Source organism: Chroococcidiopsis sp. SAG 2025, assembly GCF_032860985.1.
Classification (GTDB): Bacteria; Cyanobacteriota; Cyanobacteriia; order Cyanobacteriales; family Chroococcidiopsidaceae; genus Chroococcidiopsis.
Genome location: NZ_JAOCNC010000003.1, coordinates 20427 through 33843 on the forward strand (window position 1 = coordinate 20427; position 13417 = coordinate 33843).

At 44.6% G+C, this 13417-nt stretch carries 9 protein-coding genes and 2 pseudogenes; 6 read left to right on the forward strand and 5 right to left on the reverse strand.

Annotation, left to right across the window (positions count from 1 at the left end; translation table 11 throughout):
• Nucleotides 1–29 precede the first annotated feature (29 nt).
• The 4 genes from N4J56_RS34830 to N4J56_RS34845 all read left to right on the forward strand — a co-directional run bounded on the left by N4J56_RS34830 (nt 30) and on the right by N4J56_RS34845 (nt 2203).
• The gene (locus tag N4J56_RS34830) at nt 30–239 is read left to right on the forward strand and encodes a hypothetical protein (protein ID WP_146139734.1); all 210 of its coding nucleotides are present in this window, start codon (nt 30–32) and stop codon (nt 237–239) included.
• Between the two features lie 88 nt (nt 240–327).
• Nucleotides 328–807 carry a hypothetical protein gene (locus N4J56_RS34835; protein ID WP_106217048.1) on the forward strand — a complete coding sequence of 160 codons (480 nt, stop codon included), beginning with the start codon at nt 328–330 and terminating at the stop codon, nt 805–807.
• Between the two features lie 34 nt (nt 808–841).
• Entirely contained in the window at nt 842–1594 is a 753-nt protein-coding gene (locus tag N4J56_RS34840; RefSeq protein WP_317111338.1) for a hypothetical protein, read from the forward strand.
• A gap of 99 nt (nt 1595–1693) precedes the next feature.
• Nucleotides 1694–2203: a hypothetical protein gene (locus N4J56_RS34845; protein ID WP_146139733.1), complete on the forward strand. Its 510-nt coding sequence runs from the start codon at nt 1694–1696 to the stop codon at nt 2201–2203.
• Nucleotides 2204–2974: 771 nt separating this feature from the next.
• Here N4J56_RS34845 and N4J56_RS34850 read toward each other — a convergent pair.
• From N4J56_RS34850 to N4J56_RS34860, 3 genes are all read right to left on the reverse strand, one after another.
• Complete coding sequence (locus tag N4J56_RS34850) at nt 2975–4258, reverse strand: alpha-L-fucosidase (RefSeq protein ID WP_106217045.1); 1284 nt, start codon at nt 4256–4258, stop codon at nt 2975–2977.
• Nucleotides 4259–4350: 92 nt separating this feature from the next.
• Nucleotides 4351–4680, reverse strand: a complete 330-nt coding sequence (locus tag N4J56_RS34855; RefSeq protein ID WP_106217044.1) for a hypothetical protein — start codon at nt 4678–4680, stop codon at nt 4351–4353.
• A 90-nt stretch (nt 4681–4770) separates the two neighbouring features.
• The gene (locus N4J56_RS34860; RefSeq protein WP_106217043.1) at nt 4771–6264 is read right to left on the reverse strand and encodes a Rieske 2Fe-2S domain-containing protein; all 1494 of its coding nucleotides are present in this window, start codon (nt 6262–6264) and stop codon (nt 4771–4773) included.
• Nucleotides 6265–6805: 541 nt separating this feature from the next.
• Between N4J56_RS34860 and N4J56_RS34865 the strand changes: the two are divergent.
• Nucleotides 6806–7469 (forward strand): annotated as a pseudogene (locus tag N4J56_RS34865) (IS6 family transposase).
• Nucleotides 7470–7644: 175 nt separating this feature from the next.
• Here N4J56_RS34865 and N4J56_RS34870 read toward each other — a convergent pair.
• Both N4J56_RS34870 and N4J56_RS34875 read right to left on the reverse strand, forming a co-directional pair.
• Nucleotides 7645–11466, reverse strand: a complete 3822-nt coding sequence (locus tag N4J56_RS34870; RefSeq protein ID WP_317111340.1) for a hypothetical protein — start codon at nt 11464–11466, stop codon at nt 7645–7647.
• Nucleotides 11467–11944: 478 nt separating this feature from the next.
• A complete protein-coding gene (locus N4J56_RS34875; RefSeq protein WP_317111341.1) occupies nt 11945–12139 on the reverse strand; it encodes a hypothetical protein in 195 nt (64 codons plus the stop codon).
• Between the two features lie 117 nt (nt 12140–12256).
• On the opposite strand from N4J56_RS34875, the pseudogene N4J56_RS34880 reads away from it, so the two are divergent.
• Nucleotides 12257–13320 (forward strand): annotated as a pseudogene (locus N4J56_RS34880) (ISKra4 family transposase).
• Nucleotides 13321–13417 lie beyond the last annotated feature (97 nt).

Consider the following 13417-nt stretch of genomic DNA (forward strand, 5'->3'; position numbering starts at 1 on the left):
TCAACGGATTATTTACAGGTTGAATCATTTTGATTAATCCTACAGCATTACCTATTTGGTTAGCGGGGCTTTACTACTACCTGTTTACTAGAGATGGTAGAAAATATCGTGCATTCGGATGGACATATATTGTTATTCTGGGATTATTTCTATTTTTTGAGGCGCGATACTACTACCTGTTTCCGATTTATCCTCTGTTTCTGGGTGCGGGAGCAATTGTGTTCGAGCAACTCTTCTGATTCTAATTAATTATGTGTTTTTGGGGGAGAGCAAGGGGTAAATCTGGTAGGCTCAAGAGTAACTCAATCAGGGATGAGGAAAATTCTGATGAGCGAGACTGTTTCATATGTTCCTGGGGACAAGACAATCTGTCTTCCAATTGGTGAAGGCGTTGACTACGAAAAGTTGGTGAAAGACCGTAAAGCATTTCGCAAATATCTCGACCAACAAATCGAGCAACATGCCGAATTGTTTCCAGCTGAGATTGAGGCAGGTTATTGTTTTCATGGGTTTTGCACTTCTGCCAAGTTAGGGTTAGTGAGTCGGCGGATTCGGTTAATTGCGAATGGACAAGCGTATCAACTACGTCCCGATTTCATCATGCCCTACATGATTGGCAAAACCGAAGAAGTGGAGAAGGGCTTGTATCTGCGCTCCTTTGGCGTACCCTATGAAGCGATTGCCTACGTAATGGGGAAAGACCCGATGTACTGGTATCGAGCGTCATTGTCGTTGGGTCGCCCCTCAATGGTTGGCACTACCATCAAAGATCGGGAAGCGATTCCCCCCTCATTTGTTAAGCGATGAAAAACATACCTGGTGGATGGGGGAGCGTGTCTATGTGGCGACAACCGTAGCAGCAAGCTGTATTTTAGGAGCCGAGCTGTCAACTACGGCAGGAACCGAAGATTTACAAGCTGCTTATGGGGTGTTTGCCCAGGAAGCGACGCAACTCAAAGAGGATTACCAACCGCAAACTGTCAATACTGATGGCTGGGAAGCCACTCAAACAGCTTGGAAAAACCTGTTTCCAGGCGTGACTCCCATCCTCTGCTTTTTGCATACAGTGCTAGCAATTGGGCAACGTTGCCGTTCTCAAGTAACTCTCTTGAAGACGTTAATGGACAAACTCTGGGATATCTATCATGCTGCATCAGCAGCAGAGTTTATGGAACGACTTCGGCACATGCAAGTTTGGGCTATTGGTCAGACTTTACCCGAAACCATTATGACGAAAATTCTTCATCTTTCCGTTAAAGCCTCCCAATTCACCATTGCCTATGATTTTCCCCAAGCCCATCGCACTAGCAATATGCTCGATCGCTTGATGAATTACCAAAATCGTATCCTGTTCTCAATGCAGTATTTTCATGGTCATCAAGACTCTGCCAATCTTGCTTTACGGGCAATGGCAATGCTGTGGAACTTTCATCCCTATAGTCGTCGTTCTCAACCTTCTCCGAGCGATACTATTTCTCCGTTTGAGCAACTCAACGGTTTCTACTATCACCCCAACTGGCTACGCAATTTCTTGATTGCTTCTTCAATCAATGGCAGAGGCGGCGGTAAATTCAACAAACACACAATCCATTAGAACTAGCAACTCTTCAAGCATGGTAAATATCTGAAATCCGCTTTCTTAAGTTTTTTAATCGCTGGAGGTGTTATCCTGGCACCAATTGGGCTACCGATTTTGCCAATCGAGATGGCGATCGGTTACTCCAATTTTGTCTACCGACCTCCCACCTTAGCGAAGGATATAAAGAATCAGTCAGAACAAGCTCCCTGGCATTTTAGATTGATGCTGGGTTGGGAAGAAACAGTGGCAACTGTTGCAGCAGTGTACGATCGCATGACACCCAGCGAACAGTCTGAGTGTGCCATCTTAGCTTGGAGGTATGGGGATGCGGGAGCCATTGATTTTTGGGGTCGGAATTACAACCTTCCCAAAGCAATCAGTGGGCATACAGGTTACTATTTTTGGGGACCGAAAGAGTACTCCGGCAAACTGGTGCTTAGTGTTGGGGGTAACCTAAGTTTTTTGAAACAAAGATTCGATTCCGTGGAACAGGTTGCTACAGTTACACATGAAAAGAGTGTTGGGATTAAGAGCAATTTGCCGATTTATCGATGTCGAGGTATCAAGAAACCATTGAATGAGCTTTGGTCTGATTTCAAATTCTACTTCAAACGCCCAACATAGCCCTCTTCTAACGTTCCAATCCGCTATGGGAGTGTAACAAATCAAGAGGCTAAAAGGAACTTAAGCCACAGCGGTATTGTCAACTTAAGACAGCAGGCGAAAAATTCAGCACGATTATTCCTGCGAAGCCATGATTGCTGAAATTATGCATCAGAAATTAGCAAGAGTGACTTCTCGCCAATCTTGAAATCGTTGACGGAATTGTTGGTGATAGCGCTATCGCGGTAAGTTGATGTTGTTTGAGGTAGAAGTGGTCTCGAATTGGACTAAATGCAGACAGAAATCGTTGCGTTTGCCCTGGGGATTTGAATTTTCGCATTCGTCGCTCTCGCACTCGTGTGGACTGATGAGAGTTTTCCGCTAATTGTTCAATCCCTTGTGAGTAGCGATGCTCAACGCCCTTTAGGACTTGTTTCTTTGCTGCTGCATAGCTCTTGAGCTTATCGATTACCAAGGGCATTATAGGCATTAAGCCGAGAGCCACGTTTTTTCCGACGAGATGACCGGAAAAGCCCTGTTACGTATGGATTTGATAATTTGCAACCAGCTTGTCATCACAAGCAGATGGTCAATCAAAGTCATTTGCTCATCCATTCACCACTCATCTGTAAGATAATGTTGAACTCCCGGTCAACATAATATTTTTTCGTAACACCTAACGCAAAAGCCTTGTGATTGAGTATATTTTGCCCTATTTCAATCACTGTGAAACTTTTGCGTTTCGCACCGCAAACTAGTCCAAACTCTAGTTATGGGTGACTCGATCTGGAATTAGGTGCGATCGCTTGCAGATAAGTCTGTGTTGAGTTGTGGAATAAAATCAACAGCAATGACAGTGGCGTAAGAGTCGATCGCTGATTCTGGTACTTGGATCGTCAATTCACCCAAAGGGTCGGGATGAGAGAATAGTGTATCCGTAATAGCGCAGCGAGTCGTGTATTGCAGCCCAGTACCATCAGCCAAAACCGAAACTGACTTGACTCGTTTAATCGGCACGCCGCGCACAGAAACGGTTTCGTATGGCTTCATCAGTAAATGCAGATAAACGCGATCGTGCTTACGTGTAGATGGACCATAAAACTGCCACGGTTCTAAAGCTGGTATTGTGCCAATGATACTTTCACTATTTCTAGCCATCCAGCTTTCTACCACTACCAATCGTTCGAGTAATTCTGGCTGAATTTGACCGTTACCCATCGGGCTAATATTTAACAGTAAATTACCGCCTTTACCTGCGACTTCACATAATGTATGAATTAACTGACGTGCTGATTTGAAGTTGGTATCGTGACAGTTGTAGCCCCAACTATCATTAATCGTCATGCAGGTTTCCCAGACTCCCTGTAGCGGTTGGGGTGGGATAAACTGCTCTGGAGTGCTAAAGTCGCCCAATGGAGGCAAGCGATCGTTAATTAGAATTTCTGGTTGTAACGAGCGGATGGTGTCGTGTAATGCAGTTGCTTGCCATTGCTCCGGTGTGCGTTCCCAAGCTCCATCAAACCAAAGAAGATCGATTTTACCGTAGTTCGTCAGCAGTTCTCGCACCTGATCGAACATAAAGTGAATAAACCGCTGCCACTGTGAGTCCGTTGGTTGTCGCCATTGACCGAACGTATAGGGCTTATCAGCTTCCGTAAAGGCTGGATAATCTGGGTGATGCCAGTCAATTAACGAGAAGTATAAGCCAATACGAATCCCTTCAGAGCGCATCGCCTCAATGAATTCTCGCACGATATCTTTTTTATAGTGCGAGTGCTGAATCGAAAAGTCCGATTGCTGCGTGTGGAACATAGCAAAACCATCATGGTGCTTTGCTGTCAAAATTGCATATTGCACTCCCATGCGTTTTGCTAACCGCGCCCACTCCAAGGGTTTGTAGTCCTGTGGGTTGAAGCTGTTTGCCGTACTGTGATATTCATTAACTAGGACGTTGCTACAACACGGTAAACTGGACACTCCACCAACGAGCGACCATGACAATTCACAGCCTCTTACCGAACTGTGTCCCCAGTGTACAAATATTCCCAGACGGGCTGTATCAAACCAAGTTTTCATAACTCAAGTTTTCATCACTACAGAAGTGTTGAATGGAAAATTATCCATTAGTTATTTACCAGCCTGGAATCCGCGAGAAAAACTATAACTCTTCAGTGTAATGAATTGAACGCTGCTGAAAGCTTCCGAAGTGTTTCTTCACGCTTGTAATCCGCGCAAGCTTCACAAGCTTCTGCCAAAATTGTTGGCAAATTTGATTGATTCGGAGATTTGCTGACACTTACTGCACTAGCCAGGAAAGACAGGCAGCGATAGTAAGAGCTTTGCAAATCCTTAAGCCGGAATTGCTTAACATTGTCGTATTCACCATTAAAAAACAATTCACGACAATGATTCTCACACTCACTGTCACTTGTTCCCAATTCATCCAGAATTGCTTCGATCTTTGGATGTAATTCTGTTTGTTTTCTCTCCTCGTCCATAGTTTCTCTCAATTATTATTAAGTTCTTGTTTTCATTGTTTTTGCTAATTGCTTTTGAAGCCTATATTTAAGTTATCATGACACATTTACTCAGTCATTCTGGGCGTGTTCAAACTCATAAACATAGAAAAGCCGTTTGAGCTTTTTGAGCAAGTACCCTAGCATGGCGAATAAGACTGCGGCCCCAATCGCCCACCAAAACTGAATGGGGGGAAAAGTGGTCAAAAGGGATGTACTTCCACCTGCGACTACCGCCTTCATTGCCACAATCCGAGAGTCCACAATGACACCAAGACACAAGCACACAATAGCAGCCACATTAGCTAGCACAGCTAAGCGATTGATATTTTTCAGCGCATTCTGGCATACTCTACAGTGTTGAGTATGTGTTGTCCACACATCAAACAACTTTTGCTTGTCTTGCTCTATGGATGTGAGGTTCGAGTTACATTCATCAGCCCAAGGGATAGCGCCCCCTGCTCTTTTCTCCAACCACTGACGAAATGCAATTGTCATCTTGTCTTGAGGATTGGGAGTATAAACTGCATCGAGCCATTTATCCTTTTCCCGCCTTGCCAGAATCTTCTCTTGACGATGCAAAAATACTGTATCTTGATGCAGGAACAAAGAGGCTAGCACGTGACCTAACCAGTTAGGCATCGGTAGGGCAAAAAACCCCACCCCTTCTGGTTTTTTACCCGCTTCGTTTTGCACTAACACCTGACAGCCAATATGACGACACCAACCAGGACGGGTTGGACTAGCATATAAAGCTAGGATCAGTTGCCCGCCATCTTTATAGGTTGAGACAACTCTCATGTGGCAGGGCGGTTGAAAGTCATGGATGGTTTGAGCAAGCTTTGATGCAACCGGTACGACTTCAAAAGAAAATCCTGATTGAGTAGACATCTCTCTCACTCGAACCATGTCGTAATACTGGTCGTCCTGGTAGCGACTGCCCATAATCCCATGATGAGAAACAGGTACGTGAGCGGGATCTGCGACATTTTCCATGAAAAAGTCCCATCCGTAGGGTAGGTCGCGGATATTCCAAAATAACTGCACTACCCTGTCCGAGTTGCTTTCCAGCTCTGGGACGATCCGTGGTTGCCTCAGCTGGCTTTCACGCTCGGCAGAGTCGCCTGATTCTGCCCACACCCACAATAGTCCCTGGCGCTCCTGTGTGGGATAGGCAACAGCACATGACTTATGATTTAAGCAGTGCTGCGCCTCAGTTTGTCGATCTTTTGACTGCGGGATGCTAACGCAGTTCCCCTCCCAGTTAAACCGCCAGCCGTGATAAGCGCACAACAGCGTACCATCAGACTCAACACGTCCTTCGGAAAGAGGGGCTAATCGATGTGGACAAAAATCTTCAAAGCAGCGCCATTGACTACTGCCATCTCGCCATAAAACCAGCTCTTTTCCCAATAGCTGTATTGCATGAGGGCGAGTTGGGTCTAGGAAATCTACAACCGCGACAGGATACCACTGTTTTGTCCATTGAAATATTTCTGTTTCTGACTGGGTAAATTGTTGGGTAACATCCCGTGCTTCCCCTGGCAGATTGGTTTGACTCGTCATGTTTTCTCCTTGGTTTAGAAAGTTGGAAGCTATTATTAATGTTTCTGGTTGTGTTGCAAATACTTTTTATTGACAAATGCTCTGTATCGTTCGCGTTACCTTAAGCGATCGCTCCAAAGATTGCTTTGATAAACTTCACTTGTGCGATCGCCGATCGTGTTCATCGCTTCAATACTGCTCAAGCTTCGTCTCGCGGTATTGAACGACTCGAATCCGATTATTTGTATGGTAACGCGCTTGATATTTTTACAGTCTGGCTCGATTACGTTATTCTAATACTTGCTAGTTTCGTAATTCGGTTTCTGCTAAAAGCGATTCCTGCGCTTTGAACATCTCGATCGCCACTGCATGGGCAGTATCTTATCCACTGCGATCACTCGTGGAGTTTACATGTGTTGAGCCTTGAGTATAAATGTATCAATGCAAAAACATCTTGTCAATAAGTAAAATTTCAGGTTGTACACTCTTCTAAGGGCATTGTCAACTTAACCCAAAAGTAGAATAATCGTACTGGTTCCACTAGGTTCACGATTTCTGCCTCATATATTCTCGCCATCGATTCCCCGCCGAAATTATCAGCTACTGTGTCTGGCTCTACTACACCCTTCCCTTGAGCTACCAAGATACCCTTGAAAATGATGCTCGCTCGCGGCATTGAAGTGACATACGAATCGATTCGAGAATAGTGCTTTAAAATTCAGGCAGCAGTATGCCAATCAACTTCGGCGCAAACGCGCTTACGTTGCAGACAAATGGCATTTAGATGAAGTGGTGGTCACGCTCAAGGGGCAGCAATATTATCTGTGGCGAGCGGCAGATACCGAAAGGAACGTGCTGGATATTTTACTACAAGGACATCGTGACACGAAGGCAGCAAAGCGATTATGAGCGCAAGCTTCTGAAAAAACAAGGCTTCGTGCCACGGGTAGTCGTGACTGACAAGCTGAAGAACTACGAAGCGGCGAAGAAGCAAGTTTTGAAGAATGTGGAACATCAACAACACAAGGGACTAAACAATCTTTGCGAGAATTCTCACGACTCCGACACGAATTCGAGAGCGCCGGATGCGGCGATTCAAATCTCCAGGGCAAGCCCAACGCTTTCTCTCCACTTTTGAACCGATTTGAGACCACTTCCACCCAAAACAACATCAACTGACCGCTCAACACTATCGTCAACTCTTGTGCCAACGATTTCAAGATTAGCAAGACGTTGTTGGGCTGAAATCGGCTGCATAAATTGAGCGCACCTAACATTTAGGAATTATTGTGCTGAATTTTGAACGTGCCTAGTTAAGTTGACAATACCAGTGCAAGGCGTTGAAAAAGGTGATGTGCGAGCACAGATAGAGTTCATGTCTCAAATTGTTGGATTAGTTGCTTAATTGAGTTTAATTTGGCGTAATCGTTTGTTCTTATGCAGTTTTTGCGACACAACTGTTAATACGCTCATGCCTGCCACTGGTGCAGCAGTTGTCATAATTTTAGTGCGGCTTTGAGACTTCCAGTACTGATATCTCAGGAAAGGAAATGAAGCGACTTTTTTGGCTAAAGCCCAGAAAAATACGTAACTCGCTAGCAACCGCTCAAAAGCTCCAAATCGAGATTCCCTCAAATCCTCAATTAGTGTCTTTCGATCTTCTATATTTTGGTTTTTGAAGTCAAAATCTTCATTGTTACCTGCTAACACGATTGCGTTACTAAAGCCTTTACGCGCAATCTCAGGGTTAGCACCCATAACCACAACTTCTGGTCCGACATTAATATTTCTCACTCCATCTACTTGTTTACCGGTCATAATTACAGCGCTTTCTTGCTGCTTTTGCTTTTGTCCCCGTCTACCGTCAGGCAAGCCCAAAAATAGCAACGTACCTCTCACAACTCGGTGTCCAAAATCGTGTAATAAATCGTCCTGTGGATTTGCCCCATGAATTTCTAAAGAAGCAATTCCGTAGCTGAGAGAAAATAATTTACTTACATAAGATTTTAATAATTTACTGACCCAAGGCACGTCACCAATAATGAGCGTTCTTTTGCCAGTTCTGGCGAGGAGTTGTCTTCCTTGAAAGTACCGCAATGCTAGCGTCCAGAACCACGGACCAAATATATAAATTGCAATATCTACCAACTCGACTTTCGGAATGACTATTTCTAAAAAGAACGTATCTTGGGGTATGCTAGTTCCCCACATAACCAAACCTAATATTGTCTTGGCTAGAGGAATTGTCTGACCGAAAGGAATTGCCCATCCGACTGTAATTACAATATACAAAGTATGAATTCCCCAAGCTAGAGGCGTTTCTAGAACGTGCTGCGCCCATTTGCGACTGCTGGCAATCAGTGTTCGTCGGATCGCATTCTGATGCGTCTCTCCGGTTGGAGTTGTTCCCATAATCTGCACGACATTGAGGTCGAGAAAGGCATCCTTCATCTTCTCTAAGTCGGCGAGATCTTCTTGAGTTAATGTCATTCCATAAGGGTTAGAGTTGGGAAAATGATGTTTGACCTGCTTCGCCAGATACAATAACAATTCTGTTAAAGTATGTTGAGCTGCGGCGACTGCGATCGTGGCAGGTTCAGAAGTTCTACGTCCGCTACCATTAACAAAAATATTGTGGCGCAAAGTACCAAAATACTTCGGTTGAATGATTGGGGAACCTAAAAAACTGGTTAGCTCTCCAGTCAAAATAAAAAGTTCGCCGATGATGTTTTGCCGATATAGCTCGTCAAAGGTATTAATTGCTTGGATGGTAGGGAATGTTTGACCGGATTGAGTCATCGCTAGTACGAGTGAGTCTTTGCCTAATTGCAAGCTGCTAAAGTCGTACTGAAGTTTCTCTAAAACTTGGTTGGAGGAGATTGTTCGCACGTTCAGCCACGGAAAGATCGTCTTTAAATCCTGGGCAAATCTCTCTCCCAGCCACAAACTATTTTCTACACCTGTCACGAGCAGATCGACAGACGGTAATTGCTGCATATATCCTGTTAAACCAGCTTGTAGCATCTTTTGCTGCTCTTGCTCGTATTTCTCCGCCTTTTCACAAAAGAGTTTAACTAGATAATCTGCACATTGGCGATTGAGCGAACCTGAATTCTGCCACGACAATTTAATTTCTGCCAAAAATGGTGGAATGTCTCGAAGATCGGCGGCAATTGGATCTATGGTGTCGTTTTCAGGATTTTTGATCTGCGGTAGATAGGGATGGTCTGCCATTGAGATCCATCTAGCCTTGAGTTCAGATAGAGCTACCTCACATTTTTGACTCATCGAGTAAACTTCAATGACTTGAGAGCTGACTAGTGCGATTTCTCCCAATTTCTGGTCTAAATCCAAGCGGTAAGACTCTGGCAAATTGAGTAAAACAGCGTCAACGGCTGCTGGCTCTGAAGCGTAAACCATATACCCTTCTTGCCAATTGAAGCCAATGGACATTGGTTGTCCTTGAGCGCTTAGTACCAATCGTCCTTCTTCTAGGGTAGAAGCTGTGACTAAGCCAAAACTACCCTCAGCTCTCGACAGGAACGTTTTGGTGGCGAAATACAGATCGTTATAAAAAAAAGCATGAATTGTCGTTCTAACGAAGGTAACCCTTCTGTGCGAAGACCATCGACTCATCGAACTATCATTGGTAGTTGCTTGTAGAATATCGTGTTCCAGATTGCTAAAGTGTTGGCTACTGACGGAAGAATTTGGAGCTGTTAAAAGCTGGCAATGCCATGACTGCTGGCTCACAGATCTGTCATCGGTAGTCGCTTGCAAAGTATCGTGTTCCAGACGACAAAAGTATTGGCTACAGGCGGGAGAATCTGGAGCTGCTAAAAGCTGGCGATATAGCACGAAGATATTTTCAAACGTGGCTGCCCAATTATCAATCTCTTGCGGGGAAGGGGCTGTATTCGGAGCATCAACAGCGGGTTTTTGTCCGCCAAAGGCTGACTCGATTGAAGGAGCGATCGCCAGTTGATAGGCTAATCTTACCGAAGCATCCCACATACCTTGAGTCACCAGTAGATCCATCATGCCCGCAATTTTGGGCGAATCTCCCCGCGCGTGGTTGGGGGTATGCAAAACTCTTTCCAGCCACCAGCCTAACTCAGTATTGCCAATCGAGCGATCGAACAGCGTCCAAGCATCAAAATCGCCGTTGTGGGTAATCCGATGATTGACGTTTTTGTACTGGTGAACCCACTCTCCCTCAAGAAATTGCCATACAGATGCTTGTCTGGCACTCATCCATTCATGCCAATGAGTTTCCAATACAGCTGGGGGTCCGCTCGTTCCAAAGCGATAGTGCCACACCCCCATGACTGTCGATTCTAGGGGTTTAATGCCTGCAAGTGCTGCTCTGCGTCTTTCGGCTGCAAAAGCTGTTTCTAGAGATTTTGTCAAATTGGCTCTTTTTTTATTGACAACTTTTTTCCCGACAAATACAGTCTGGTTATCTCGGTTTGTCGCTACAACCAGTCCACCACCAGCTTGTTCGCCTCGAATTTCTGTTTCTCGCCCCATTTCGTGAAAGACATTTACCACTCTCTCTGGCAAAAGCTGGCGCGGATCGTCGTCAGCATTGCGCTGACCTAAAAAGCCAAAGTTACCGCAACAAAAAATCTCTGCAACTCCAGTCACTAACGCTGCGAGATCGGATCGGGAGCTAAGAATAATTAGTAAATTAGCACCCAGAAAAGTTTGACTAAAAAACGTGCTAATCAAAGCGTTCGCCTGACAATTACTCGTCCAAATATTGCCGAAACTATCAGCAGAAAGTTGCCATAATATGGCAATAGCAAGAAGATTAAAACAAACCCCACCCAGAGCTTTAATTCTAATCCGCCAAGGAGTGCAATCGCCTGCTGCTATCCATAAATCGGCTCGATCGTATCCAGGCATAAATATTGGCTGAAAAGGTAGTAGCGAGCGCAAAGTTACAGCGATACTTCTATGTTCGAGAATATTGACAATATTTAGGGCGTTTGGTTGTTGGTCGAGAGTGGCGATCGCGATCGCGTGTCCCAAACCATGAATGAAAATGGCACTATTCCAGACTAACCTGAGTAGCGTTGCGATCGATAGGAATAGCAAAAAAGCCCAACAAAGATCGAGATTGTCTTTACTAATAATTGCAACGACTGTAGCAGCCCCAATTTCGGGGGAAATATTTTTCCAGTCCAACGACTGAACTAAAAGCAATTGAGTAACTTTCATGAAAACAAGCACTTACCGAGAGGAAAAAGATTTTTTCTGAGCTTTAAAAATGCAGTTTTGATAGCTAAAATGATAATAAGACAAAGAGGAATTAAATCTATTTTTGTACTATTAAATACGACAGTTGTAGATCGATAAGAACTAGAATGTATGTAGAGCAATCTATTTTATCTTAGAGACTGTTTCTAGACGATTATGAAGCTGTGGCATGAGGCTGTGCTAATCATTTTAGCATCAATTGAATCATCACTGTGTAAATCATTGACTCACCTCTGGTAAGAGTTCGTAATCCTTACTTAGATGAGGATAGTAATTTCACCAAGCAAAAGTTCGCTCTACAATCCAACGTTTAGGTAAAACTTAAAAATTAGATTGTGAGCGGCGAACTACCTCTACTTTGGCGCTCACCACCTGTGCCATCACACGAGCAAAATTTTCGCCACCAAAACCAGCATCTACCCAAATCACAAGTAGATTGCTACTTCTGTTCTTGAATCTCCACAACTTGGTTCGACAATTTTACCAGTGGCAAACATTGAAGAACCGCAATCAAGCTTTGTGTGCCGTGAGGAATGTACTCAAATTCCCTTCTTCCAACTTTACCTGGTCGCATCGGTAAGTCTTTTTCTATGCGTTCAGTAGCTTGAATGCCTGTCATTTCATCAATAGACATTGTGCGTTCTCCGGGGTACATCCCAGTTATGTAGTAAATAGAAATACTCAACAAGCCAATCAAGAATAGCTCCATTATGCTTAAGGTAATGAATTGATTGCCTGAGGGATGCTACCGATGGACAGCGACAAACTGCAACAGATCCAAGCTCATGCTCGCGCCATAGCAGCTTTGTTGTATGACGAAGCAGCACCAGAGCAATTGGCAACGTTAGAGGGAATCGAAGCAGCAGTACGAGGGCATATTCTGGAGCATATCAGTCCCGAAATCGGGAATTTTTTATCGCAACAGCAAGCGGCACAAGTAGCGGGAGAAGTCGGCAACTCAAAAGTATCCTGGGAGAAATCACCATCACCGAAAAGCAGGCAAAGGCACTTGAAGTCAAAGCCCGCACCCAACTGAGTCCTTACTTGGAGAAATGCTGCGTGGATTTGTCAGCGCGAATGCATCTTATGAGCGAACAACACAGGATATTCTAGTTCTGACGGGACTAAATGTATCACGAGGAACTCAACAGCGATTGGTGCATCGCCAAACGTTTGAATTACCCATGCTGGAAGATACGGTTGAGGAAATGAGCATTGACGGGGGAAAAGTTCGCATTCGCACGCCACAAGGAGAGATTTGCCGTTGGCAAGACTTGCATTGCCGTCAATTTGCACCAACACTGTCGGGAAGCCTTCTTGCAAGACAATGAAAAGCTTGTGGGCTGGGTGAATAGGCAACCACTAGCAACCCCACTCACCTGTTTAGGCGATGGTCATGACGGCATCTGGAATCTGTTTGAAGACATTGCTAGCTAAGCCTTCGACAAGAAATTTTGGACTGGTTTCACCTGGTCGAAAACCTCTACAAAGTTGGTGGTTCACAACAACGATTGGCAATGGTAGAAGCCTTGCTCTGGCGCATGGGATGTGGATGCAGTCATTCAGGAATTCCAGGACTGGCAGCATGAACGAGTAGACACCTTCATTGCTTATCTCAACAAACATCGACATCGGATCGTCAATTACAGCTATTTTCAAGCAGAAGGTATTTCGATTGGTTCAGGCACAATTGAATCGACAGTTAAGCAAATTGGGGCGCGAATCAAACTCTCAGGCGCACAATGGAAAGCTGAAAATGTTCCTCAAGTTCTTCTGCACCGCTGCGCCTATCTCAATGGGCAGTTCTCAATTTGAGACTTGCAAAACTGGGATGCACCCGTTCTCCGCCTTGGTAACGCTTAATTGCGCTGATGTATAAACCTGTAATATCTTCAACTTTTGCGTCAAACTC